28 protein-coding genes and 1 pseudogene are annotated in these 25,243 nt (G+C 46.9%); 14 read left to right on the top strand and 15 right to left on the bottom strand.

Annotated elements, in window-relative coordinates; genetic code table 11:
* Positions 1–276: 276 nt before the first annotated feature.
* Together K0504_RS10910 and uvrB are read left to right on the top strand one after the other, a co-directional pair.
* The gene (locus K0504_RS10910) at positions 277–1,653 is read left to right on the top strand and encodes an MATE family efflux transporter (RefSeq protein WP_220104228.1); all 1,377 of its coding nucleotides are present in this window, start codon (positions 277–279) and stop codon (positions 1,651–1,653) included.
* A complete protein-coding gene (gene uvrB, locus K0504_RS10905; RefSeq protein WP_220104227.1) occupies positions 1,650–3,665 on the top strand; it encodes an excinuclease ABC subunit UvrB in 2,016 nt (671 codons plus the stop codon). Before K0504_RS10910 ends, uvrB begins: the two co-directional genes overlap by 4 nt.
* A gap of 86 nt (positions 3,666–3,751) precedes the next feature.
* On the opposite strand, the gene K0504_RS10900 is transcribed toward uvrB, so the two are convergent.
* The 3 genes from K0504_RS10900 to K0504_RS10890 form a co-directional block, all read right to left on the bottom strand.
* Positions 3,752–4,282, bottom strand: a complete 531-nt coding sequence (locus K0504_RS10900) for an SRPBCC family protein (protein ID WP_220104226.1) — start codon at positions 4,280–4,282, stop codon at positions 3,752–3,754.
* Between the two features lie 67 nt (positions 4,283–4,349).
* The gene (locus tag K0504_RS10895) at positions 4,350–5,417 is read right to left on the bottom strand and encodes a DUF3080 family protein (protein WP_220104225.1); all 1,068 of its coding nucleotides are present in this window, start codon (positions 5,415–5,417) and stop codon (positions 4,350–4,352) included.
* Positions 5,405–6,784, bottom strand: coding sequence for an MATE family efflux transporter (locus K0504_RS10890; RefSeq protein ID WP_220104224.1), 1,380 nt, complete (start codon positions 6,782–6,784; stop codon positions 5,405–5,407). The genes K0504_RS10895 and K0504_RS10890 overlap by 13 nt, the downstream gene beginning before the upstream one ends.
* Before the next feature lie 90 nt (positions 6,785–6,874).
* On the opposite strand from K0504_RS10890, the gene K0504_RS10885 reads away from it, so the two are divergent.
* Entirely contained in the window at positions 6,875–7,495 is a 621-nt protein-coding gene (locus K0504_RS10885; RefSeq protein ID WP_220104223.1) for a riboflavin synthase subunit alpha, read from the top strand.
* Between the two features lie 11 nt (positions 7,496–7,506).
* Here K0504_RS10885 and K0504_RS10880 read toward each other — a convergent pair whose 3' ends face one another.
* The 8 genes and pseudogenes from K0504_RS10880 to K0504_RS10845 all read right to left on the bottom strand — a co-directional run bounded on the left by K0504_RS10880 (position 7,507) and on the right by K0504_RS10845 (position 13,307).
* Complete coding sequence (locus K0504_RS10880) at positions 7,507–7,707, bottom strand: CPXCG motif-containing cysteine-rich protein (RefSeq protein WP_220104222.1); 201 nt, start codon at positions 7,705–7,707, stop codon at positions 7,507–7,509.
* Positions 7,708–7,774: 67 nt separating this feature from the next.
* Positions 7,775–8,509, bottom strand: a complete 735-nt coding sequence (locus K0504_RS10875) for a pteridine reductase (RefSeq protein WP_220104221.1) — start codon at positions 8,507–8,509, stop codon at positions 7,775–7,777.
* An 18-nt stretch (positions 8,510–8,527) separates the two neighbouring features.
* Complete coding sequence (gene hxpB, locus K0504_RS10870; protein WP_220104220.1) at positions 8,528–9,190, bottom strand: hexitol phosphatase HxpB; 663 nt, start codon at positions 9,188–9,190, stop codon at positions 8,528–8,530.
* 25 nt (positions 9,191–9,215) lie between these two features.
* Positions 9,216–9,527 (bottom strand): pyrimidine/purine nucleoside phosphorylase, encoded by a 312-nt coding sequence (ppnP, locus tag K0504_RS10865; protein ID WP_220104219.1) that lies wholly within the window; start codon positions 9,525–9,527, stop codon positions 9,216–9,218.
* Positions 9,528–9,615: 88 nt separating this feature from the next.
* The gene (locus K0504_RS10860) at positions 9,616–11,064 is read right to left on the bottom strand and encodes a sensor histidine kinase (RefSeq protein ID WP_220104218.1); all 1,449 of its coding nucleotides are present in this window, start codon (positions 11,062–11,064) and stop codon (positions 9,616–9,618) included.
* Between the two features lie 31 nt (positions 11,065–11,095).
* Complete coding sequence (locus K0504_RS10855; RefSeq protein ID WP_220104217.1) at positions 11,096–11,797, bottom strand: response regulator transcription factor; 702 nt, start codon at positions 11,795–11,797, stop codon at positions 11,096–11,098.
* A gap of 110 nt (positions 11,798–11,907) precedes the next feature.
* The gene (locus K0504_RS10850; RefSeq protein WP_220104216.1) at positions 11,908–12,627 is read right to left on the bottom strand and encodes a spondin domain-containing protein; all 720 of its coding nucleotides are present in this window, start codon (positions 12,625–12,627) and stop codon (positions 11,908–11,910) included.
* Positions 12,628–12,638: 11 nt separating this feature from the next.
* A pseudogene (locus K0504_RS10845) lies at positions 12,639–13,307 on the bottom strand (spondin domain-containing protein).
* A 224-nt stretch (positions 13,308–13,531) separates the two neighbouring features.
* On the opposite strand from K0504_RS10845, the gene pyrC reads away from it, so the two are divergent.
* Complete coding sequence (gene pyrC / locus K0504_RS10840; RefSeq protein ID WP_220104215.1) at positions 13,532–14,569, top strand: dihydroorotase; 1,038 nt, start codon at positions 13,532–13,534, stop codon at positions 14,567–14,569.
* Between the two features lie 503 nt (positions 14,570–15,072).
* Here pyrC and K0504_RS10835 read toward each other — a convergent pair.
* Entirely contained in the window at positions 15,073–15,456 is a 384-nt protein-coding gene (locus K0504_RS10835) for a hypothetical protein (protein ID WP_220104214.1), read from the bottom strand.
* Positions 15,457–15,832: 376 nt separating this feature from the next.
* Here K0504_RS10835 and K0504_RS10830 point away from each other — a divergent pair, with 376 nt between their 5' ends.
* From K0504_RS10830 to moaE, 6 genes are read left to right on the top strand one after another with little or no spacing between them, the layout of a single operon-like run.
* Complete coding sequence (locus K0504_RS10830) at positions 15,833–16,933, top strand: DUF481 domain-containing protein (protein WP_220104213.1); 1,101 nt, start codon at positions 15,833–15,835, stop codon at positions 16,931–16,933.
* 24 nt (positions 16,934–16,957) lie between these two features.
* Entirely contained in the window at positions 16,958–17,518 is a 561-nt protein-coding gene (gene mobA / locus K0504_RS10825) for a molybdenum cofactor guanylyltransferase (protein WP_220104212.1), read from the top strand.
* 12 nt (positions 17,519–17,530) lie between these two features.
* Positions 17,531–18,061: a molybdenum cofactor biosynthesis protein B gene (gene moaB / locus K0504_RS10820; RefSeq protein WP_220104211.1), complete on the top strand. Its 531-nt coding sequence runs from the start codon at positions 17,531–17,533 to the stop codon at positions 18,059–18,061.
* Entirely contained in the window at positions 18,054–18,533 is a 480-nt protein-coding gene (gene moaC / locus K0504_RS10815; RefSeq protein WP_220104210.1) for a cyclic pyranopterin monophosphate synthase MoaC, read from the top strand. The genes moaB and moaC overlap by 8 nt, the downstream gene beginning before the upstream one ends.
* Complete coding sequence (moaD, locus tag K0504_RS10810; protein WP_225918090.1) at positions 18,530–18,775, top strand: molybdopterin converting factor subunit 1; 246 nt, start codon at positions 18,530–18,532, stop codon at positions 18,773–18,775. The genes moaC and moaD overlap by 4 nt, the downstream gene beginning before the upstream one ends.
* A gap of 1 nt (position 18,776) precedes the next feature.
* Positions 18,777–19,229, top strand: a complete 453-nt coding sequence (gene moaE, locus K0504_RS10805; RefSeq protein WP_220104209.1) for a molybdopterin synthase catalytic subunit MoaE — start codon at positions 18,777–18,779, stop codon at positions 19,227–19,229.
* A gap of 48 nt (positions 19,230–19,277) precedes the next feature.
* Here moaE and moeA read toward each other — a convergent pair whose 3' ends face one another.
* The gene (gene moeA, locus K0504_RS10800) at positions 19,278–20,507 is read right to left on the bottom strand and encodes a molybdopterin molybdotransferase MoeA (protein ID WP_220104208.1); all 1,230 of its coding nucleotides are present in this window, start codon (positions 20,505–20,507) and stop codon (positions 19,278–19,280) included.
* Positions 20,508–20,814: 307 nt separating this feature from the next.
* Here moeA and K0504_RS10795 point away from each other — a divergent pair, with 307 nt between their 5' ends.
* Positions 20,815–21,858: a GMP reductase gene (locus K0504_RS10795; protein WP_220104207.1), complete on the top strand. Its 1,044-nt coding sequence runs from the start codon at positions 20,815–20,817 to the stop codon at positions 21,856–21,858.
* A gap of 6 nt (positions 21,859–21,864) precedes the next feature.
* Here the strand turns inward: K0504_RS10795 and K0504_RS10790 are convergent, their stop codons facing one another.
* Positions 21,865–22,320 carry a tellurite resistance TerB family protein gene (locus K0504_RS10790; protein ID WP_220104206.1) on the bottom strand — a complete coding sequence of 152 codons (456 nt, stop codon included), beginning with the start codon at positions 22,318–22,320 and terminating at the stop codon, positions 21,865–21,867.
* On the bottom strand, positions 22,320–23,186 hold the full coding sequence (locus K0504_RS10785) for an NAD-dependent epimerase/dehydratase family protein (protein WP_220104205.1): 867 nt from the start codon (positions 23,184–23,186) through the stop codon (positions 22,320–22,322). Before K0504_RS10785 ends, K0504_RS10790 begins: the two co-directional genes overlap by 1 nt.
* 79 nt (positions 23,187–23,265) lie before the next feature.
* Here K0504_RS10785 and cobB point away from each other — a divergent pair, with 79 nt between their 5' ends.
* Genes cobB through K0504_RS10770 form a run of 3 tightly spaced genes read left to right on the top strand, consistent with a single transcriptional unit; the run spans position 23,266 to position 25,218 of the window.
* Entirely contained in the window at positions 23,266–23,961 is a 696-nt protein-coding gene (cobB, locus tag K0504_RS10780; RefSeq protein WP_220104204.1) for a Sir2 family NAD+-dependent deacetylase, read from the top strand.
* 28 nt (positions 23,962–23,989) lie between these two features.
* A complete protein-coding gene (locus K0504_RS10775) occupies positions 23,990–24,625 on the top strand; it encodes a LysE family translocator (RefSeq protein ID WP_220104203.1) in 636 nt (211 codons plus the stop codon).
* A gap of 2 nt (positions 24,626–24,627) precedes the next feature.
* Positions 24,628–25,218 (top strand): DUF2987 domain-containing protein, encoded by a 591-nt coding sequence (locus tag K0504_RS10770; RefSeq protein WP_220104202.1) that lies wholly within the window; start codon positions 24,628–24,630, stop codon positions 25,216–25,218.
* The last annotated feature ends 25 nt before the right edge of the window (positions 25,219–25,243 follow it).

The following is a 25,243-nucleotide window of genomic DNA, read 5'->3' as shown; positions in this document are numbered from 1 at the left end:
ATTATGACTTTATCTTGGCGGTCAACCTTGTTGCTGTACGTTTTTTGCGCAGTAATTGGCATGACCATTTGGGCCTGTGCATTGTTTTGGGGCGAAAGCGCCAAGTAAATGAAAATGAGGCTGTTTATCAACAAATTTTTTGGTAATCGCATCTTCCAATTTGTATTTAAGTATGCCTAGTCAAATTACTCTATTTATCTTTATTTTTGCCGTGGTGTTAGCTGGCTATTTCTCTTAAAATGCAACGCCCGCAAGGAGCAGACTTCGAGTCAACTTATGTCATCATCATCCGCTGTTAACGATCTGCTTAAGGGCCAATTAGGGCCGACGCTTAAGAATATGACCATGCCGGTTATTGTTGGCATGATCACCATGATGACCTTCAACTTAGTTGATACTTTTTTCATCAGTATGCTCGGGACTCAACCCCTTGCCGCGGTCAGTTTTACCTTTCCTGTGACATTTGCCGTGATTAGTTTGTCCATTGGCTTGTCGATTGGGACGTCAGCAGTTATTGCTCGCATTATTGGCCAAGGCAGCCTGACGCAAGCGCGAAACTTTGCGACCGCCTCACTTTATTTATCTGCCGTACTGGTCACCTTTATCGCCATTACGATCTTCCTATTTAGTCGGCCAATATTCTTTTCGATGGGCGCATCTGAGTCGTCCTATATGCTGTTGATGGACTACATGAATGTGTGGCTATCCGGCTGCGTGTTGTTGATCTTACCAATGATCTGCAATGCCATCTTCCGCGCCAATGGCGAGACCAAATTACCAAGCTATGGCATGGCGGGCGCTGGAGTCCTCAATGCGATTCTCGATCCAGTGTTGATATTTGGTTTTGGGCCTGTACCGGCGTTGGGGATACAAGGTGCCGCTCTGGCAAGTGTTATTTCTTGGAGTGCTGCATGCTTGCTGATTTTATATGTACTCGGCGCCAAGCAAAAAAGGATTTATTATTGGCCCCATGACTGGCCAGCAACGTTTGACGGTATTAAGCAAATTGCTGCGATTGGTTTACCCGCGGCAGGCGCTAACATGCTAACGCCGCTTGCAATGGGCGTATTAACAGCGATTGCGGCTTGTTATGGTGAACCCGTGGTAGCGGCACTTGGCGTAGGTAGTCGCATCGAGTCCATTGCTTGTATTGTGGTTTTGGCATTGTCGATGACGTTGCCGCCTTTGGTCAGCCAAAATTTTGGTGCCCGCCAAATCGTGCGAGCGCATGACGCCTATCGGCTTACAGCTAAATTTGTTCTGATATGGCAGGCCGGCATTGCCGTGCTTTTAGCCATCACTTCGCCGTGGTTAGCGAATTTGTTTAGTAACGATCCTGAAGTACAAGCGGTGCTGACCTGGTATATCGTCATCATGCCCATTGGCTACGGCTTGCAGGGCGTGGTGATCTTGACCAACTCATCGTTCAATGCACTACACAAACCAAATAATGCGGTGATGTTGAGCCTTCTGCGGTTCTTTGTATTTTTCTTGCCGTTGGCATATTTAGGCGGCTTTATGTGGGGGGTTAATGGCCTCTTTATCGGTGCGGTAGCCGGCAATGTGCTTACTGCCATCGTTGCATGGCGCTGGTTAAATAAGCTTTTTAAGCGTTTCGAGTGCATGCAGCAACAGGAGGAAATGGCGGTATGAGTAAGGCCTTCGAATTAGTGTCTAAATACCAACCTGCCGGCGATCAACCAGAAGCCATCGCGAAGTTGGTTGACGGCCTTGATAGTGGTTTAGCTTGTCAGACGCTCCTTGGTGTGACGGGCTCGGGTAAAACTTTTACCATGGCAAATGTCATTGCCAATACTAATCGTCCAGCCATCATACTCGCTCACAACAAAACGTTAGCGGCGCAATTGTATGGCGAAATGAAGGAATTCTTTCCAAACAACTCGGTTGAATACTTTGTTTCTTATTACGACTACTACCAACCAGAAGCCTACGTGCCTTCGACTGACACCTTCATCGACAAAGATGCGTCGATCAACGAGCACATTGAACAAATGCGCTTGTCAGCCACCAAGGCGCTGTTAGAGCGCAAAGATGTGGTATTGGTAGCGTCTGTTTCGGCCATTTATGGCCTTGGCGATCCTGACGCCTATCTCAAGATGATGCTGCATTTACGTCGGGGCGACATCATTGAGCAGCGCGCCATGTTAAGACGTCTTGCCGAGCTGCAGTACACTCGTAACGATGTTGATTTCCAGCGGGGTTGTTATCGAGTTCGCGGGGAGGTCATTGATATCTTTCCGGCTGAATCGGACACCTTTGCCATTCGCGTTGAGCTGTTTGATGAAGAAATCGAACGGCTGAGTGAATTTGATCCATTAACCGGCGCGTTAGAACGAGATTTAGCGCGATTTACCGTCTACCCGAAGACGCACTATGTAACGCCACGCGAACGCATATTGAATGCGATTGAAGATATAAAAGTCGAATTGAAAGAGCGTAAGTCGGAACTACTTTCAGCCAATAAGTTGGTAGAAGAGCAACGCCTTAGTCAACGGGCTCAGTACGATATTGAGATGATGCAAGAGCTCGGTTATTGCTCAGGTATCGAAAACTACTCGCGTTATTTGTCTGGTCGCGCACCAGGCGAGCCGCCGCCAACATTAATGGATTACCTGCCAGACAACGCTCTGTTGATCATCGATGAATCGCACGTAACGGTTTCACAAGTTGGTGCCATGTATAAAGGTGACCGAGCGCGTAAAGAAAACCTAGTTACCTACGGATTCCGACTACCATCAGCACTGGACAACCGACCGCTTAAATTTGATGAGTTTGAGAGTATTTCGCCACAAACCATTTATGTGTCGGCGACACCGGGTCAGTACGAGTTAGAAAAGTCAGATGGAGAAGTTGTCGAGCAGGTTGTTCGTCCAACGGGGTTAATTGATCCGGAAATTGAAGTTCGCCCAGTGGCAACTCAAGTGGATGATCTGATGTCAGAAATCCATCTTCGTATTGCCAAGAAAGAACGGGTTTTGGTGACAACGCTAACCAAACGGATGTCCGAAGATCTATCTGAGTACTTAACCGAACATGGCTTAAAAGTCCGTTATTTGCATTCGGATATCGATGCCGTAGAACGCATGGAGATTATTCGCGACTTACGACTCGGTGAATTCGATGTCTTGGTCGGCATCAACTTGCTTCGGGAAGGTTTAGATATGCCTGAAGTGTCGTTAGTGGCAATTTTAGATGCTGATAAAGAAGGCTTTTTGCGCTCAACACGGTCACTCATCCAAACCATCGGGCGGGCTGCGCGTAACCTCAATGGTAAAGCCATTCTGTACGCCGATCGGATCACTGCTGCAATGAAGCAGGCAATTGAAGAAACTGAACGTCGCCGCACTAAGCAGATAGCTTACAACGATGCCAATGGCATTGTCCCGCAGGCGCTAAGTAAGAGCGTGACCGACATTATGGATATTGGTCAACCTTATCAGAAAAACAAAACTAAGCGCGCCGCCAAAGCCGCTGAGCCTGAAGGCAGTTATACCCAACTGATGACGCCGGAAGCCATTATGGCCGAAATTACTAAATTGGAAGGCGAGATGTTTGAGCACGCCAAGGCGCTCGAGTTTGAAAAGGCAGCCTCAGTGCGAGACCAAATTCAACAACTACAGCAAAAAATGATTGCGTCGTCTTAACACTGAATTAGCGATAAGGAATACAGCGTCCTTATCGCTAACATGTTCACAAAAACCGTCATTCGGTGTGCTCTGAAAGAAGCAACTTAATGAATTGCCCCGGTTTCCGCTAATGACTTCAATTTATAAAGTCCTAAATCAAATGAAGGCCCAACCATCCCATCCATAAATAGTGCTAAATAGGCGCCAAAAATAGGTGTGGCAATTTCGCCTTCCATGCTCCAAATCACTTCAATACGACCGTCTGATAATGGCACGTAACTAATGGCGCCACTGCCTTTATCGGCTTTTTGATTAAACCAAATATCGTAATTAACACCGACTTGTTCCGATACTTTTGTCAGTAGAAGTTCACCATCACCGCTTTCGCCTTGCCATGTTTGCGATGCGCCAGCGCCATGAGTGATTTGACCGAGAGTAACCACAATCGTTGGATCAGCGTCGAGCCAAGGCGACCATTCTTGCCATTGCTCTAAATCAACGACGTAGGCGTGTAGTGTTGGTAAATCGGCGGTGACTATAGTCGAGCGCTTAATTTCATAGTTGTTGGGTAAGAATAAACCTGTGATTAATACAATAATCCACAAGGCAAAAAAGCTCTTTAATATTGTTTTCAATTGATTACCTTAACAAGCTGATAACGTTTAGCGCTCATCGTAACGAAAGAGTTGGGCAACAATCAATTCAACCACCCGGTTTAACGCCACAATCCGCCAATTGCTGTTGCCATAGCTCTGCATGTTGCTGGATGGCTGCCGCTAAAGGTTGGTGTTGTTGTACTTGTTGATAGCGAAGGGCAATGGCGTGAGGAAAAGTTGCCAATAGCGGTTGTAAGATACGATCAATTCGCTGGCCATAACGTTGCAAAAGCACAAGCTGTGGCTGCACTTGTTTGCTGTAATAGTTACCGAAAAATTGCTTAATCAATACAGTCTGCTGCGCGTTGCAGGCTACCTGTGTACGGCTCAGTAGTTGACTGCTTGTTGTTAATGTTTGTAGCGCTAAATGTTGGCTAAACCAAAGCTTGGCAAGACCATTTGAGTGATACAAAGATTCCATCACACCATCAAATGCTACGGGAACAAGCGCATCGTCGAGGTTCGACATTGACGATTGGCTAAGCGTTTTAATTTGCTCAGAGATACCTTTCAAATACTGCAGTGACTGTTCAATCGTTGCCATTTCAGCTTGTGTTTGTTTGCTGGTTATTGATAAGCCGCTTGAGGCAAGCACAAAAGATTTAGACAGAGCTTCATCAGACAACCATAAATGATGCCAGACGTTAATAAGTTGCTGCTGCTTGTGCTTAAGTAGGGTATCTAACAGGCTTGTTTGATGTGGTTCGGTTGTCGTTAACGCACATTGCTTGAGTGCGCTGACAATTGCCATTTCATATTTTAATCGTTGTGATGCCTGCTGCACCCGTCCGAGACTACTATTGCGCTGTGCGATGAGTTGATTGATGCGACAATGTTTAATGGACCACCAATCCTCAACGGACAACTGATAGGCCTGCATCGCATTGGCGCTGGTCCGCGTGGTTAGCGGAATTAGTGAGGGCTGAATGGCGTGTGGTGGCAGATCTTCAGCGTCAATTTCTAAAACTCGCGCTAGACGCTCGCTATATTGATTAAAAACGTAATCGCCATCAGTCTTTCTATTGTAGGCTAGGGCGAGCAGGGTACTGACAATTGCGATAATCGCCAGCCACCAAACTCGTGTTAACAAATGTCGCGTTGCTAATTTTGCCATTCAGGATCGTGAGTCAATTTACGGTAAAAGTATTTGAGACGTAGCGATAACAAAATTGCAGCCACGGTTAAGCCAACACAAAATCCGATCCAAAAACCATAAGGGCCCATCGCAGGGCGAAGCCAATCCGTTAATCCCAACATTAAGCCAACGGATAAACCACACAGCCAGTAAGAAACCAAGGTAATAATCAAAATGCCAGAAGCATCTTTAAACGCTCGTAGCGCACTGACGCCAATGACCTGAATGGTATCTGACAACTGGTACACGCAGGACAACATCAACAGGTTTGTTGCCAGATCGATCACCGCCGGATCATTGGTATAAATGTCAGCAATCCAATGGCGAAATAACAGGGTAAATATCGCGGTACAACAGACTTGCGCCAACCCAACCTTCAAGCCTGTTTTCAACGAAAAGAAGCAGCCCTCTGCATCTTTTTGGCCTAGTCGATACCCCATGCGAATAGAAATCGCCATGCCCAATGACATCGGCAACATAAAGATGATCGAACTTACATTTAGCGCAACTTGGTGGCCCGCAACAATTGTAGCCCCCAAAGGCGCTAGTAATATGGCAACGACGGCAAATAAACTGACCTCGAAGAAGAACGCCAACGCCATCGGAAATCCGACTTTGAATAATTGCAGCATGGCGTGAAATTGGGGCCATTCGAACGCTGAAAACAGCGCGTACGGTTTATAAAATTGATGCCAACGAAAACAAATGATCATGCCACCAAACATCAACCACTGAACAATCGCCGTTGCTACACCACAGCCAGCGCCACCCATGGCAGGAGCACCTAGTGCGCCATAAATAAATATGTAATTCAGTGGAATATTGAGGAGTAGGCCAACAATGCCAATCCACATGCTGGGTTTAGTAAACGACAATCCTTCAGAGATATTTCGAAGCACAAGATACCCGGCAAATCCGGGCGCCCCCCAAATGACTGCATCTAAATAGCCATAAACAAGGCTTTCTAATGTCGGTTCAACATCCATCACCGACAAAATATAAGGCGCCAACTGGACTACTAGCATCGCGGCAATGGCACAGCTCAACGCTAACCAACCGGACTGCCACATATCATGTGGGATCTTGTGTTTTTGTTTGGCGCCTAAATGATGAGAAACGATAGGCGGGATCGCCATAAGCACGCCCATCACTAATAAGATTGCGGGGAACCAAATACTGTTTGCTACGGCAACTGCGGCGAGATCGGTGGCACTGACTTGACCAGCCATAACGGCGTCAATAAACCCCATCAGCGTGGCCGCTACTTGGGCTGCAATAATAGGCGCAGCCAAACGCAGTAAATGCGTTATTTCAATCCGTGGCGAATAATGGGAGGAAGATTTCATACTACTTAACGTCCAAAGGAAAGCGGGTCCGGCTAGCGGACAAAACATTCTATGATAAGGTGATTTGTCAGTTTATCAGAAGGGCAGCATATGTTTACCGGTATTGTGCAAACTAAAGGGCGCGTAACGAGTGCCGTTGTCAGCAACAACGTAATGCGTTTAGTTGTCGAATGGCCAACCGCTTCAATGTTAGGCGGGATAGCGCTCGGCGCGAGCGTTGCTGTTAATGGCACTTGTTTAACGGTGGTCGCGTTCGATGACAACAGCACTAGCTTTGATGTGATTGATGAAACCTTGCGTCTAACAAACCTTGCCACGCTGGAACGCGATCACTTGGTCAATCTGGAGCGGGCAGCAAAGTTTGGCGACGAAATTGGCGGACATTTACTATCGGGCCATATTCACTGCCAAGCAGAGTTACTCAAACGAGAGGAGCAAGCCGGCAATTTGCTGCTAGAGCTTTCAATTCCGCCAAGCCATCAACGTTATGTGCTGAGTAAAGGCTATATTGCCGTTGATGGTATTAGCTTAACGATTGGTGAGCATGTAACCGACGGCCGCTTCACGTTACACCTTATTCCCGAAACCAGGGCCATTACCACCATCAACCTTAAACCGGTTGGAGCCAAATTTAACATTGAAATAGACAGTCAAACCCAAGCGGTTGTCGACACAGTAGAGCGCGTGCTGGCCAATCAATCACCCGCATAGCCAGCACTGATTCAATAGATCTGCTCATCATCGGCATCAATAAACACACGCGCCTGACGATGCTGATCATCAAGTGAGAATCGAACACGGTAGCTGGTACAGCAATTGGGGCAATCGTCGTAATAATCTTGTGCACCGCGGGAGTAATCTAAATAGATTGAAAAGCCGTGATCACACGTTGGGCAGTGAATTGATTGTTTGGTTAATTCCATGGCTGCCTCAATGGTTCGTGACAAGTTGAATCCAATAGACAAACAACATTGAGCCCCGTGGCAGTATTTAACTTAAGCTTGCGCCACCATCGACCGCTAAAATTTGTCCTGTGATGTAGTTTGCTCTGGCAAGAAAATAAACGGCTTCGGCAATCTCTAACAATGTACCGCTACGGCCTAAAGGAATTGCTTTTAACCGTGCTGCTTGCTCAGTGGATTGCATGGTTTCTGGCCATAAGATGGCGCCCGGCGCAATTCCATTGACGCGCACTTGCGGCGCTAATTCGACAGCTAAGCTTTTGGTTAGAGCCACCAGCGCCGCTTTTGCTATGCAATAGACAGTATGGTCTCGAAATGGCTTTGCCGCATGAATATCGACCATGTTGATAACGCACCCATTTCCGCGTTGCAACAAAGGCAGCAGGCCTTGGGTTAACATGAATGGGGCTTTGGCATTTGTCGTCACTAAGCTATCCCATTGACAATCCGTGACCTTATTTACCGGTGTTGGAAAAAACGTCGAGGCGTTGTTTACCAATAAATGAAGTTGTGAATGCTGGTTACCTATTTCATCAACTAACGCTTGTAACGAGCGAGGATCGAGCAAATTGGCTGTTACCAATCCGACACTGTTGTTGCGAATGCCATTAAGCTCTTTCGCAAGCGTCTTGGCCGCAACTTCGGATTGGTTAAAATGAATGATCAGATCGTAACCTTGTTGATGCAGGTATCGAGCAATACCTGCGCCAAGGCGCTTGGCGCCACCGGTAATGAGGGCTAAGGGTGCAGAATCTAAAGCCATTTCAAAGGAGCCCTACAATTAAGCTAACTTGAAGCCAAGTTGATTCAATAAATCGCTATTGATTTGCTCAAGTGAATTCAATTTCACATCCGCAATGCCGTAACCTTGTTGCGTCGCCATTTTTTTTGGAGGTACCGCAATTGCACACATACGAGCTGCTTTTGCTGCCGTTAGTCCAGTGATGGAATCTTCAATGGCCAAACAAACGGTTGGGTCAACGGCAAGGGAACCTGCGCAGTTTAGATAAACTTGAGGGTGGGGTTTACCAAATGGTAATGATTCAGCACTTTCAATTGCCAAAAAAGCATCTTCAATGCCTAATCGGTGGATCACGTTCTCTGCCATTGATAGTGGTGAGCTCGTCGCTAATCCTACTTTGATGTTGTTAGATTTGAGTCGCTCAAGCAGCGCATATAATCCCGTTAACGCTTGCCCTTGTTCAGCTACCAATTGGTTCACTCGAGCCAGCATTTCATCCACTAACTGTTGCGCTGGCGCTGCGCACGGGTATTGTTTAAACCAATGCGCAACTACCAGATCAATACGCAGCCCCATGGTTTGTTGCGCCATCTCTTGGCTTACCGGTATGCCATAATGATTAAACACTTCAACTTCAGCTAACTGCCAAAATGGCTCTGAGTCGATGATCACACCGTCCATATCAAAGATGACTGCTTCCATCGTGGCCTCGCGTTGTTCGGTAAAATTACAGGTAAGAACAGCAGTAATCGGTAAGGGTTTCAACCTTGATATCAAAAGAAGCATTGGCTGGTACATTAAATGAACCACCAGCTTCAACGGTTTGCCACACATCGCTGCCTGGCAGCTTGACCTGTACTGTACCGGCTAATATTTCCATTAGTTCCGCAGCGTCAGTACCAAAGGTGTATTCGCCAACAGCCATTAGACCCAGTGTTTTATGGCTGCCATCAGCAAACAACACGGTGCGGCTGGAGACTTTTCCGTCAAAATAAATATTGGCTTTTTTGATGATGCTAACGTTATCGAATTGGCTCACGATGAACTCCCTGTTTAACAAAATGAAAAGGCCGATTAGAGACTAATCGGCCTTTGCTTATACCGTTAACGGTTTGATAATGCCAGTATTAGGTCGTGATCGCGGCTAACTTAAAGCGGAATTCTGTGCCTTTATCTTGCTCTGATCGAACCTCAATAAGCGCGTTATGTAATTGCAAAATGCGCTGCGTAATGGCTAACCCTAAACCGCTATGAATGCGTTTACCGGTCGCGCTGTTACTGGCCCTAAAATGTGGTTCAAAAATGTGGGGTAAATCCTGTTCAGGAATACCGCAGCCGGTGTCGGCAACAACAATCCCGATACTGTCACCCTGTTGGGCTAACCGAACTTCGATTTGATCGCCATTGGCACAGTGGCGAATGGCGTTATCAATAAGGTTGGTAAATACCCGTTCGATGCGTTGAATGTCAGCCATCACCAAAACACTGTGATCTTGTGGTGTTACGGAAAGAGTCACTTGCTTTTCAACCGCGCACAACTGCAATTTTTGAATGACGTCCTGCACTAACTCCGCTATTGCCACCGGCTCATAGTTAAGGGTGACATTATCAGAATCTAAATGCGCAAGTTCGAACAGCTGTTCAACCAATTGACTGGTTTTGCGAGCGTTATCCAGTGCTATTTGAATGAGATGCTGGCTTTGCTCATTGGTCAATTGCGGATGCTTTAATTGCCATGTTTCTAGGTATCCCAGCAGTGCGGCCAACGGTGTACGCAGATCATGAGATACATAGGAGACCAATTCACGCCTGAGCTGATCGGTACTTTGAACCTTACGATATTGCTGATTCAAGGTACTCGCCATGGCATTAAATGCGACACCGAGTTTTTGAATTTCATCATGAGAATTCTGCTGCCACTGATTAACTGCTTCCATCCCTTGATCGAAGCCCTGTTGTTGCAGTGCCATCATGTCGCCGGCGAGTCGGCGGAGTGGGCGCGTGAGCAGTGCAAAAATTAGGAGTACCAATAACAAACTGAAGGTAAGTGTCAGCACGACGCCCCAAAACCCAAGTGCCATGATGTGACTATTGCGAAGAATATCGGCAACTGACTCGTATATTTCGCCGCCAATAATGATGTACAGGTAGCCCCTTAATTGGTCTTGTTCATAGATTGGAGCTGCTGAAAATATCTTCTGTCGATCCGTGTTTCTTGGATCGTCACCGACGACGGGGAGCTGTAAATTGCCAGCAATAAATTGCTGCACTGGCGCTAAGTCAACGGCTGCCCGTTTAACTTTGCCCGGATCAGCCGAGTAGGTCAGTACATCGCCTTCAGGGCTTAAAATATAAAACTCAAATCTTGGCCCCAAGATCATCATGGTATGAAAAGCTTGTTTAATCGCTGTTTTATTGAGGCTTCCTTGCTGGAACAGTTCATTGTCGTGCACTAAATGTTCGGCTAACTGTTGATGTAGTTTCTGCTCAACTTCTTGTTGGTAGCGCGCAGAAATTTTGTCTGCCAACACCAAAAGCAATACGCCAATGACGACAAAGCAAATCAGCACAGCCATAACAAGCTTGCTATAAAAGGAAGATAACAACTTAGCCATCGTTAAATTTATACCCCACGCCCCACACGGTAATGACATAACGAGGCTGAGAGGGCGTCAGCTCAAGCTTGGTTCGCAGACGATTGATATGAGAATTGACCGTATGCTCGTAACCAGAATGTTTATAACCCCAGATTTGATCGAGCAATTGTGCGCGACTAAAAACTTGTCCGGGTGCGTTGGCCATGTGAAATAGCAGGTCAAATTCAGTTGATGTTAATTCAACCAATTGTCCGCAATTTGTCACTGTACGTTTGGCGCCGTCGATTTCTAAATCACCAAAGCGCATGGTTGCCAATACCGGTTGTTGTTGCGCGGCTTTGAGTAGTTCGGTTCGTCTTAGCATGGCCTTAACCCGTGCTTGTAGCTCCCGCACACTAAAAGGCTTGGTGAGGTAATCGTCAGCCCCCATTTCTAGCCCGACCACGCGATCGGCTTCGGAGTCTCGTGCTGTCACCATTAATATCGGCGTAGCGTGTTGATTGGCCCGTAAATCGCGACAGATCTCTAAGCCATCTTTGTGCGGCAGCATGAGGTCGAGCACAATAAGGTCGTAACCATTTTTTTGTGCGCTGGCATAGCCACTCGCACCATCTTCGCAACTATCAACGGTATGGTTCATGTCTGATAAGTTCATGGTGATGAGTTGATTGATGTCTTGATCGTCTTCGATTACCAGAATGCGTGCTGTCATTACCTTGATCCTTTGGCCTAATTAAATAGGGAAGCAATTCAAGGCAAACGGTTAGCAACATACGGCTAGCGCATGTTGCTAACTGACAAGGCGCATGGTCATGGCATGATTTAGTTCATGCGCGTAATCGTGACCTTGCCAACGATCGTGTCAATGCGGTGATACGGCATCAAAACGGACATTGAATCGTCTGCCTGAGTAACTAGACCGGGATGACGGGAAATTTTATTCATCACATCGTCACGCATTTCCGAAAATCCCTCGCCACTTGCAACGGGGCCAGGAATATCGTCAGCTGATTCAGTGTTGTATTCGGTGCCTGCATCGTACACCGGTAAATACCACGACATACTTTCATCAACATCCAGTCCGCTTATGTCAGCGCTATTAATTCCGGCGAACGCATCATTCGTATTAACTAGCATGGTGGTGGCGCTGAGCTGCATATACATAGCATCAGTCACTTCAACCATGACGGACTCCTCAGTGCCGGGCATGATAATGCCTGCGCCCGTTACGTGGGGAAGATCAGCCACCGCATCGAGCAACATGCTGTTGTCGCCACCTTCCGCCATTTGTTCGATGGCATCGGAGGCTGCTTCGCCAATGGCCCACAATGATTGTTCGGCGCTGTGGGCAACAATGGTTAGTGGCGAGAAGGGCTGTGCGGCGGTCCAGTTTTCAACCGTCACTTGATATTCGTAGGTCATTTCTTCTTCAACAACGGCGGTGCTATTGTTGTTGCTACTGCCACCACACGTGGTAAGGCCTAAAGTCAGGGCTGCAGAAACAGCAACCGCCAACGTATGTTTGGGTAAGTATATGGACATAATGACCTCCCTTATTTCACGGTAACTGTGACTTTCGCTACCGGGTTGAGCCAGCGATGAATGCGGCTATCGAGATCACTTATGCCACCGGCAGTATCACTATCACCAACATTACCTGGGTGGATGTGAATCATGGTGTTTACTTCCATGCTGGTCACGCCACTGGCTCCGGTACCGCCATTCATGCCAGGGTTAGCCGGAATACCTGGAGTGCCAGAGGCGCCGCCACCATTAACAATTTCGTCGTTCGCTTCAGTCCCCGCATCGTACCCGTTTAGGTAAACCGTGTAGGTTCCGGCTTCTGTCGGAATCTGCCAGCTATCGAGGCCAACAAAGCCATCATTGGTAGGAAGTAACATGCCGACAATAGTTAATCGGTCATTGGAGCCCGTGTCCCAATCACTAATCATGGTGTAACTGGCTGGGCCGAGAAGTCCTTCTGCAGGGTTCGCTTGTGATGATGCGCCAATTGAATCCGCAATCGTAACCAGACCTGAAATGTCGCCACCTTCAGCCATGGCTTGTAATTCAGCTGAGGCTTCTTGGCCGGCTTGGAACAAATGATCGGATTCACCATGGGCGGTGACAAGCAGTGGAGTGAAGTAAATACCCTAGGTGAGGTTAGTAACTTTGACATCAACCATTTGTGCAGCAGCCATAAAAGGCAAACTAGTTAACATCAATGCGGCGATTTTACTGTGCTGTTTTAACATGTCTTGTTCCTTTTTAATGTTCATTACAGAGCCGTAAGTGCGGTTCACCATGAAGACTAAGGAAGGAAAGTCGCGAGTCAGTCACGCGTTTATCACATTTCTATCACAAGAGATGACAATTTAGTGGCAGGTAATTTTTTTCGATTGCGTTAAACTAGCGCCATTCGAACAACGCTACAGGATTATTCTTCGTGAACCAGACGATTACGATTCGCCAACCTGATGATTGGCACATTCATTTACGCGATGGCGCAGTGATGGAAACAGCGGTGCCTGCCACTGCGGCAGTATTTGCCCGCGCGATTGCCATGCCGAACTTGCAACCGCCTGTGATTAATGCGGCCGATGCGATGGCCTACTATCAACGAATCAAATCGTGTGTTCCTGCGGGCTCAAACTTTGAGCCATTGATGACCTTGTATTTAACCGATGCGACGACTCCGGAAATGATTGTTGCAGCGAAAGAAGCTGGAGTCGTAAAAGCGTGTAAGCTCTATCCTGCCAATGCGACAACTAATTCCGCGCATGGTGTGACTGATGTCGGGCGATTGTCTGAAACCTTTGCAGCGATGGAGGAGCAGGGCATTTTACTGCTCGTTCACGGCGAAGTGACCGAATCCCACATTGATGTATTTGATCGTGAAAAAGAGTTTATTGATCGCCACATGACAAAGATTGTAGCGGCCAATCCAAACCTTAAAATCGTGTTTGAACATATCACCACGTCTGATGCTGCGGCTTTCGTGCAAAGTTCATCTGCCAATGTTGCTGCGACGATTACGCCGCAACACTTAATGTATAACCGTAACGATTTGTTAGTTGGCGGTGTTAAACCGCACAATTATTGCTTACCGGTGCTTAAGCGAAACACTCATCAGCAAAAATTGCAGGAAGTTGTGGCAACAGGATCTGAAAAATTCTTTTTGGGCACTGACTCTGCGCCACATTTGAAATCTGCGAAAGAAAGCAGTTGTGGCTGTGCGGGTTGTTACAGTGCACCGGCTGCATTAGAACTGTACGCCCATATTTTTGACGACCTCGGGTGCATCGACAAATTAGAAGGCTTTGCCAGCCTTCATGGCCCAGCGTTCTATGGCTTACCCATTAACGAAAAAACCATCACCTTAGTTAAAGAGCCGTGGCAAATGCCAGAGCAAGTTCAGGTCGGGGACGAGTCAATCGTACCGTTTTACGCTGGCCAGACATTGAACTGGAAAGTTAAGGCATAACCAAACCGCCAGTTAATGGTGCGACATAACAATCCCTTTCGTTATATTAAGACCCATAACGAAGGGGATTTTTTTTGGCTACTCAGCTGGGTAGCAACGTGTTACAGCAGCATCTTTAAAAACTTGAAAACGGGCAGGGTTGTTGGTCCATTTTAAGGTTTGTTGCCGAATCAAAAATTCAATGTAACAACTCGCCTCGTGCTGCATCAGTAGCATTCAATAAAAGCTATTCCTACACAGCGCCACTTCCGTCCATCACATAATTAAGCTCTGTTTTTAAGCAATCCGAACTGTGTTCACCAATTTAGCCCAAAATTACAACCGTAGCTGTTGCGGTATTACCTCGCGCCATAGTGATTACTCAGTTACAAATTAAAGAAAACGTTTTCATGGGCGCAATGATAACGTTTTCAGTGCTACTTACATGAATATCAAGTGCTAAGAGACTGAGATCAAAAAAGGCCCCACAAAAGAGCCTTAATCAACATTCGAGAATGAACGAATTAGTTAGAAATGACGGTTAAATCGACGTGAGAAGAGGAGGGGCAGCACTGATTAAATAACGAGATAAGACAATCGTGCCCACTGATAAGTTCAACGCCGTGATAAACGCCATCAACCGTTTGTTGTTGATGTTTCACCAAGCCACTGAACACAAAATTTTCGCCACTTGCGAGCTTAAAGAAAAACTCGATGTGGTCTTCAAGCGCTACACGACAAGCTATTCCTATGCCTGAGCGGGAAACATTGACGACATCTACAGAATTGACATTCGTAAACCAGTTCCAGTTTGAAGGGACGGGTAAGCGAGCCTGTACGATTCCTTGCGCAACCGAAGTTCGAGGGTATAAGCGAGCCTCGGCGGTCTTTACTCTGATTGGATCCATGATTCATTGTCCCTGTCTGCGCTACCGTTCATGACTCATGACACTGGCGGTAAACAGATTAGCTATTGCAGGCTGAGTGCCCTTTCTATCCATTGAAAAGCGAACTGCATGTACCACTACAGTTAAATGCTGCTAGACAAAAGTAGCATACCCAGTAGATTTTGAGGCACTAATTGCCTTAGTTTATTTAATACATTTTGCAACCGACTGATAACTCGTGCTTTTGGCATTAATTTAATTTTATAAACAATTAATATAGGGGGTCATCAAACCGTTCGGCGACAACTTATTTTACCCGGTAAAATATGCAGCATGTTTAGACCGTGTTAGGCTAAACAGATGGTATTCAATTCATTGATTATTGAACTTAAATCACGTGTTTGTTTGGTCTATTAAACACTGTTGGCGAAAAACATTAGCTCCTGTCATTGGGCTTTATTTGGTTTGCATTAGCTTTAACGCTGCTGGCCAATGGTCGCCGCCACCGCCTAAAAATGTTGAATCAACTTGGATTCAACTCGTTTCTGGTGAGTGGGTAAAAGGTGATGTGATTGCCATGTATCACGACAAATTGAAGTTCGATAGTGACAAGCTCGGCATGCTGAGCATTAATTGGACCGACATCGTCACCATGCACTCAGCCGGCGAATTTGGCATCTTTACGGAAAGTGTAGGGAATGTTGAAGGTCGTCTAGACCGTATTGATGATCGGGTTGTCATAACCACGCCAGAAGGCCAACAGCTAATCGATGCCTATGATGTGGTCTCCATCGCCCCCGTTGATGACGAACCGTTCTCGCAATGGTCAGCAAAAGCATCGTTTGGCTACTCGGTGCGCCAAGGCAACAATGACGAAAGCGAGTTTAATGCCAGCGCCAACATCGAACGTCGTAAAGCCCGTTCGCGTCTAGTGATTGACTATCTTGGCTATGTTTCTGTCAAAGATGATAACGAAACAGCCAACAACCATCGCTTAACCGGCGTTCGAGACACATTTGTCAGCCGAAATTTTTTCTGGCGACCATTCCAAGGTGAGTTGTTCGTCGATAAAGTCCAAAACATTGACCACCGGACAACACTCAGTGGCGGTTTTGGTTACCGGATCTTGGACGAAGACGATGTGGAATGGGATGTTTCAACAACCGCCGGATACCAAATCACTTATTTCGGTTCGGTTGAAGAGGGCGAAGATGATCACGAAAGAACGCCTGCGTTTACCGCGTCAACCGTTTACGACAAAGAGCTAACAAAGTGGTTGGACTGGAAAACGACGATGCAAATTACCATTGTTAATGATGTGTCCGGCCGCTATACCCATCACCTTGTTTCCACCATTTCGTCTGAAATTACCAAATATATAGATCTCGATTTTTCCGTGGTTTGGGATCGAATTGAAAAGCCTCGTGCGGATGAAGATGGCGTGGTTCCAGAAAATGATGATTATCGAATGGTTGTAGGTGTCGGCATTGAATACTAACCAGTTAAAGCAGCTCTTGTTCTAATGGCACAACAGCAGCTAAAAGGCTTACTACTCAACGGTGGGTGCTCATCACGGATGGGCAGCGACAAAGCGAGCTTGTCGTTAGGCTCTTGCTCCCTTAAAGAGCACATGGTCATGTTGTTACATTCCGCTGGCATTGAAGACGTTGTGGTTAGTGGGCAACAGGTAAAAGACCGATACGAAGGACAGGGTCCATTAGCGGGCATTGAAGCGGTGTTAACGGCGTTCCCGAGTGCTCAATGGTTGGTTGTACCCATAGATATGCCGCAACTAACTGTAAGTGCGTTACAGCAATTGATTCACCATGGTCAATTGCACCATACTTGTGTGCACTTTGACACATCGGTTATGCCGCTTTACGTTCACCAAGGCGACAGTTGTCTAGTCAAGGCTAGAGCCTGTTTAACCAGCTCAAACCATCGAAATTGGTCAATACGTAACTGGTTAACGCAGCTGGATTGTCACACACTCGCTGATCCCAACGATGCATCATTGAGTAACATCAACACACCACAACAGTGGCAGTGCTACCTCAACAGCTTAACGACTAATAAAACATAAAAAGGAATTGTAATGTCCGATCATGCAAGCGATACCCATACACCACTGCACATTGCGGTGCTAACCGTATCCGATACACGCGATGAATCCACGGATACGTCTGGCGGTTACTTGGTTGAGCAAGCGAAACTCGCCGGCCATAAAGTTGTAGCCAAAGCAATATGCGTTGATGACAAATACAAATTACGCGCTCAGTTGTCGCAGTGGATTGCCGATGGCAACATCCAAATTGTGTTATCAACCGGCGGTACCGGGTTCACTGCACGTGACACCACGCCTGAAGCGTTTAACCCACTATTTGATCGTGTGATCGAAGGGTTTGGCGAACTCTTTCGCCATATCAGCTACGGTGAGATTGGCACGTCAACAGTCCAGTCTCGCGCATTTGCCGGATTTGCTAATGGTACAGCAATTTTCTGCATGCCAGGCTCTACAAATGCTTGTAAAACGGCATGGACTGGCATTTTGAAAGAGCAACTCGATAGCCGCCACCGCCCGTGTAACTTTGCCCCACACGTTGCACCGGTTAGCACCAATGACTAATCCTTTAACGCACATTAACGCGCAAGGCGAAGCCAACATGGTTGATGTAACGGAAAAGGCCGTTACTCAACGAACTGCCACGGCTGAAGGTTTTATCTATTTGTCACAGGCTGCATTGGATGCAATTACTAATCAAACCAATGCGAAGGGTGATGTGCTGGCCACTGCGCGCATTGCTGGTATTCAAGCCGCAAAACAAACATCGCAATTAATTCCGCTGTGCCATCCGTTGGCTTTGAGCAAAGTAGCAATTAATTTCGATATTGATGCTGACAATCAGCGCATCCACATTACATCCATGTGCAAACTCGCTGGTAAAACAGGGGTTGAAATGGAAGCGTTAACCGCTTGCTCTGTTGCTGCGTTAACGTTATTCGACATGTGTAAAGCTGTTGATCCGTTGATGCGCATTGACGGTATTCGCGTATTAACTAAGCAAGGCGGAAAAAGCGGCGATTGGAGCACATCATGAATGTTTTGTTATTCGCAAGCCTTCGAGAAGCCGTCGGGCAAGAAACCTTGGCGGTTGATATAGCTCTTCCGTGCCGCGTTGAAGCGTTAAAGCAACACATCGCCGATCAGCACCCGAGTATTGCAACAGCTCAGTCTAACCAAGCGCTATTAGTTGCAGTGAATCAAATGATTGTTGGCAATGAGCACCAAGTAGAAGAGGGCGATGAAGTTGCCTTTTTCCCACCGGTGACTGGGGGCTAGCATGGCGAATCGACTAAACGTTGCACATCATTGGCTGGATGTCGCTGAGCAATTGGCGTGGCTGAGTGAAGATTCCGCAGCCGGCGCGGTGGTTAACTTTATCGGTCAAGTTAGGCGCCAGAACCTCGATGACGATGTCGCCGCACTCACACTCGAACATTATCCAGCAATGACCAAGCACGTCCTCAATGGGTTAATCGAACAAGCCGAGCAGCGCTGGCCATTGATCCGTATCGTTATTCATCACCGCGTTGGTACGTTAAGGCCTGGTGATCCCATCGTCTTCGTCGGTGTAAGTTCAGCCCATCGTGATGCTGCGTTTGATGCCGCCAGATTCTTAATGGACAAATTAAAGACCCAAGCGCCATTTTGGAAAAAAGAAACGACTTCAGATGGCGAACGCTGGCTTGATGCTAGAAGCTGCGATGAAGATGCTGCTGCGAGCTGGGACTAGTTGCGCCGTAATCATGGGCAGCGTTGCATCTGCCCAACGTAAGCTTCATTACCCCATCAATTGGTCGAACAGGAGTATTTCGACCTGTTCACCTGCCGCTACTGCACCACGATCTTGAGCTAGCAATAAATAGCAGTTGGCATGACTGAGTGACGACATAATGCCAGACCCTTGTTTTCCGGTCGTACGGACACACAACACACCATCATCCCCACGTTCAACAATTCCGCGTTGAAAGTCCATTCGGCCTGGACGTTTACGAATAGCTTCGGTGCAAGTAGCAACCAGCTTTAAAGGAGCAGCAACCAATTCGCCAGTAAGTTGCCTTAGGGCTGGGACAGCCAATTGATGGCACGTGACCATGGCAGATACAGGGTTGCCGGGCAGACCAAAATAATGCGCCTGACCGAGAGTGCCAAACGCAAATGGTTTACCTGGTTTTATTGCGAGCTTCCAGAAATCAATTTGGCCCATTTCGTCAAGAATCACCTTAATGTAATCGGCATCGCCAACGCTCACGCCGCCACTGCTAATCACCGCATCGTAATTGGCCGCTTTGCTAAAAGCTTCTCGTAACGCATCAGGTTGATCCGGAATGATGCCAAACTCATCAACATCTAACGGCAATCGGCGCAACAACGCCGCTAACGCATAACGATTGCTCTCATAAATTTGCCCTTTGGAAAGCGGCGCACCAGGTTCAATAAGTTCATCACCGTTAGAAATAAGTGCGATGCGTGGTTTACGGTAAACCGTAACCTGAGCGATTCCTAAGGATGCGAGTAAACCAATGTCTGCGGGAGTGATTTTATGGCCAATTTCAAACAACAATTGATCCGCTGCTAAATCTTCGCCGGCACGGCGGATATTTTGACCTTCCTTCACCGAATTTTGTAGCGTGACTGTATCGCCGTCGCGTATCACCTGTTCTTGCATCACCACGCTATCAACGCCTTCAGGGACAATAGAGCCAGTCATAATACGAACACACTCACCAGCATTAATGTTGCCTTCAAACGGCTGTCCAGCCATCGATTGGCCGATGCAATTGAGTGGCGTGCCCTTTGCACAATCAGCAAATCGAACGCCATAGCCGTCCATAGCTGAATTATCTGCTGGCGGCACATTCATAGGGCAGACCAAAGCCTTGCCAATGATCCGACCGTCGAGTTTTTCAAGCGCTAATAACTCAATATCGGTAACGGGCTTTACCGTGGACAATAGGCGATTCAAGCCGTCTTGCAATGACATAAGGGAATTGGTGTAACAGTCAGACATGGTCAACTCAGCAAGTCAGTAGTGGCACAATAGTAACAAAGGCATAATTTATGGAAAGAGCAAACCAAGCGATCTTCAATGACGGGCGGGCAGCGATGTACTGTTCGCCAGCATGCATTCCAAGAAATTAATACCAACGATAGCTAACAAATTAGTTAATCAATGTTTCGCATCAAAACTCAACTGAGCAGTTTGAGTAAATTCCTATACGCTTAATAGCTGTCGTTACTCACTGGAGCCAAAGAAGATGCGTTCTTCTAACTAGCTCGCCTGAGTAAGTTACTTAATTTTTTAGAGGTGCTAATCAATGCGGATTGAAGCGGATATCAAACTGGGCTTTAAAGACGTGCTTATTCGACCAAAGCGTTCAACACTCAGTTCACGCTCACAAGTAGAGATCAGCCGAACGTATCACTTTGTAAACAGTGGTCGTTCATGGACAGGCGTTCCAATCATCGCCGCCAACATGGATACCGTTGGCTCGTTTGAAATGGCGGTGGAACTCGCCAAGCATAAGATGCTAACTGCAATCCACAAGCACTATACCATTGAACAATGGGCTGAATTTATTGGTAGCCAGAGCGAAAGTATCTTCGATCACATTATGGTGAGTACAGGTACATCGGCTAACGACATGGCCAAATTAAACACTTTGATGTCAGCGCATCCGCAACTCCAGTTTATTTGCGTTGATGTGGCCAACGGTTATTCAGAAGCCTTTGTTAATTTTGTCCGAAATGTCCGTCAGCAATACCCAGAGACAACGCTTGTTGCCGGGAATGTCGTGACCGGCGAAATGGTAGAAGAATTAATACTAGCCGGTGCTGACGTGATCAAGGTCGGTATTGGGCCGGGTTCAGTGTGCACCACGCGCGTTAAAACAGGCGTTGGTTACCCGCAACTATCAGCAGTTATCGAATGTGCTGATGCAGCACATGGCTTAGGAGGTCAAATCGTCTCTGATGGCGGTTGCGCTGTCCCTGGCGACCTTGCTAAAGCATTTGGCGGTGGTGCTGACTTCATCATGTTAGGTGGCATGTTAGCGGGGCATGACGAAGCTGCAGGCCAATTAGTTGAAATTGATGGCAAACAATATAAGCGCTTCTACGGTATGAGCAGCGCGACCGCGATGGGTAAACACGCAGGCGGCGTTGCAGAATACCGCGCATCTGAAGGTAAAACCGTTGAAGTCCCTTATCGTGGGCCAGTGGCAGCCACCGTATTGGATTGTTTAGGTGGTATTCGCTCTGCATGTACTTATGTTGGTGCGCGCCAACTCAAAGAGCTTTCAAAACGCACCACGTTCATTCGCGTTCAAGAGCAAGAAAACCAAGTCTTCGGCAAAGAATAACAGGAGCTAGGCGATCCCCATGATCGCCTGAGCCTGTAGCTTATTGCGTACATAGTCACTGTGGCTGACATATAGCAAGTCAGCCACTTTTCGTATGGTGGCTTCTTCATAGGGATCTAACACACCATCAGCATAAGAAACCTTCCATAACGCCAGCACGACCTGATTACGCAATTCAACGGGCGCCTGCTTTACAATCGAGGTGTAACGATAAAGGCATACCGAATCATCATTCGATTGCTTCGCCCGCTCAACTAAGGCATCAACATCGGCCTTGGCAACGCCAAACAATTTAACCAACAGCTGCGCAATAACATTTATTTCTCGCTCGCTCGAGCTACCGTCGCTATTGGCCATTTCAATGAGTAAAGCTGCAATTGCTAGCTCTTGATCGATACTCTGGCCGCTTTCTGATTCACTTTTGGTCAGTTGATCAAAAAATTGACTAATTTTGGCTAGCATCAAGAAGACTCCTGTTTCATTCGATTAATCATGTGCAGATAACCGCTGCGATAACTTGGATAAAGTAACTGATAACCGGTTTTTTTCATCAGCTGATTATTGCACCGCTTGCCTAAATTAGAGGGGCGTTCGGGCAACAAGTTCACTTGTTGAGGGCAGTTCAGTTGCTCCGCAATAAATTGATAAACGGCCGCTTTGTTGGAGCCATCATCATCCACAGCAACATAACACGGAGCTAGATCCGTACCTTGCTGAGCGATGGCAACTAAATGCAATAGCAAGCCAGCACAGTCATCTTCGTGAATACGGTTCGTTATAGGCGCGGGCTGATTTGCAACGTCCACGCCGGCTTTTACATGCCGAATCAACATCGAACGGCCATTGCCGTAGATGCCTCCGAAGCGAATGAGAGTCGAGGGGATTGCGTTTTCGTTGACTAATTCCTCTCCCCGGCGGATAGCTTTACCGCTAAATGATGTTGCCGCTGTATCAGACACTTCATCCACCGTTTCACCTTGATGTTGCCCGTATACACTGGTACTCGAAACAAAATAAAAGCGCTTTACAGCTTGTTTAGACAAGGCAAAAAGCAAGTTATTGGTAGCCTCCACGTATGTCGTTTTGTAGGCACTTTCAGTCCGCTCATCGGGTGTTGCGGTGAACACAACGTAATCAAACTGTGGTAAATCCAGTAATGTTTCTGGTTTCAATAAATCTGCTTGAATATGATGTGGCGCAGGAGAGTTTGACGCCCGGTTTAAGCTTGTTATGTTGGCGTGAGGCGCTTGCTTGAGCATGTTTCGGCCCAAGGCACCAAATCCGGCAATTAATATTTTTGCGCTGGCGCCGGGAATTTGATTTGTCATAGCATGGCCTTTGAACGACTAGATTATTGTCTTTATGGTGCTTTTTAACCATTGAATCAAGGTATATGACGGAGGTCACGTGAATATTGTGGTGTTAACAGGTGCAGGTATCTCTGCAGAATCGGGTATTCAAACCTTTCGAGCAGCCGATGGACTATGGGAAGGGCATCGCGTTGACGATGTAGCAACTCCCGAAGGATTTGCCAGAAACCCCGCGTTAGTTCATGACTTTTATAACCAGCGTCGTGCGCAACTACTCCAGCCCGACATTAACCCAAATGCAGCCCATAGCGCGCTTGCTGCGCTTGAAAAGTGGGCTGATAACTTCATGTTAGTGACTCAGAATGTCGATAACCTCCATGAACGCGGTGGTAGCCACAATGTCGTTCACATGCATGGCGAATTGCTTTCTGTTGTGTGTCAGCAATGCGGTTCGAATAGTCGCACTGCGACAGATACCAGCCAAGACACGGTGTGCAATAACTGCGGCGAAGTTGGCGAAATACGGCCTGATATCGTTTGGTTTGGCGAAATGCCCAAACACATGGACGCAATTTATGATGCCATCGGCAGTTGCGATCTATTTATTTCAATCGGCACATCAGGCAATGTCTATCCAGCCGCGGGTTTTGTGCAGGTAGCAGTTCAAGCCGGCGCCCATACCGTTGAGTTAAATTTAGAGCCGTCAAATGTGAATCGTGACTTCGCTGAAGCTATTTATGGCCCAGCATCTGAAATTGTCACTACCTACGTTGCTGAATTAATGAAACAATAGCGCGTCTTTTTTTGATAAGTGCACCCCAATGATTTGGAGCGAATTTATTGTTATTGCAGGCCTTCATATGCTTGCTGTAATAAGCCCCGGGCCAGATACCGCCATCGTCTTAAATAACGCCATTAAGTTTGGCCGCCGAGCAGGTATTTATACCGCGGCGGGTATTGCCTGCGGCATTATCGTTCACGTGTTGTATTCGGTGGCGGGAGTAGGTTACTTACTCCACCATTACCCTTGGTTGCAGCATGTCATGATGTTTTTAGCCGCTGCCTACCTCGGTTATATTGGGATCAGTGGTCTTAAGACAAAAAATGCCAGAGGCGATGCCGACTTCAATGATCCCGCTGGGCAAACAACAAACGTTAAACCCTTTATCAATGGCCTGATCACCAATGGTCTGAATCCAAAAGCGACGTTGTTTTTCATTGCCTTATTTACTGGTGTCGTTGCCGATACCACAGCGATAAGTATTAAATTTGGCTATGGCGCTTATCTGGTGCTTGCAACGTTTGTTTGGTTCGCCTTGCTATCAAGCATTGTTGGCCACCCAAAACTGCAGCAACGTATGCAAAATAGCTACAAGGTTATTAACTTGGTGATGAGCCTGTTATTGATCGCCATTTCGTTACACATTGTTTGGAGCTTGTACTCACAATGGCATTAACAATGAATCGCACCGTTGGCGTCTTACTCAGTGCCATTGGCTTGATATGTTCAATGACGAGCGCTCAGGCAGCGGAACTTAATTTACAGTACGCTGGCTTTTACGATTATTTAAAGCAAGCGAACGATCCAGAGTTTAACCAAGTTCGGCCTGCTTTTTTTCTGTCAGAGCAAGGCAAGACCAATGGTTATTGTTTGGCTGGCGCGACCATTAAAGCCGGCAATGCAAGCTATCCAGTTGTTACCAACCCAGTGACTGGCGAGTTTTTTGTGCCATTTGATAAACGTATTAAAGATCAACGTGGCTTGTTGGTGTTTGATGCCCCTGAAACATGCCAATTACAGGTGGCTGTTGTTGGCAAAATCCATCAGCAACAAATCAGTCAGGGTGAGATGTTGTCGTTAGCGGCGCAGATTTATCAGCTGATGAAAGAGTATGCCGGCTCAGTAAGTTTCATGATGCCAGATTGGAGTGCGGTAATTATCGTGTTTGAAAATGGTGAGCAGCAATCTTATTTAAGAAATGAGATCCCTCAGGACATTAAGTTCGACATGGCGATTGATCATGTGCGGCTGGCTATGATCAACAACTGATATTGATGCTGGCGACTGAATTCGT

The sequence above is a fragment of the Neiella holothuriorum genome, assembly GCF_019457915.1.
Lineage (GTDB): Bacteria > Pseudomonadota > Gammaproteobacteria > Enterobacterales > Neiellaceae > Neiella > Neiella holothuriorum.
The sequence above is the reverse complement of the archived record's forward strand: the minus strand, read 5'-3'. Positions and strand labels throughout refer to the sequence as shown.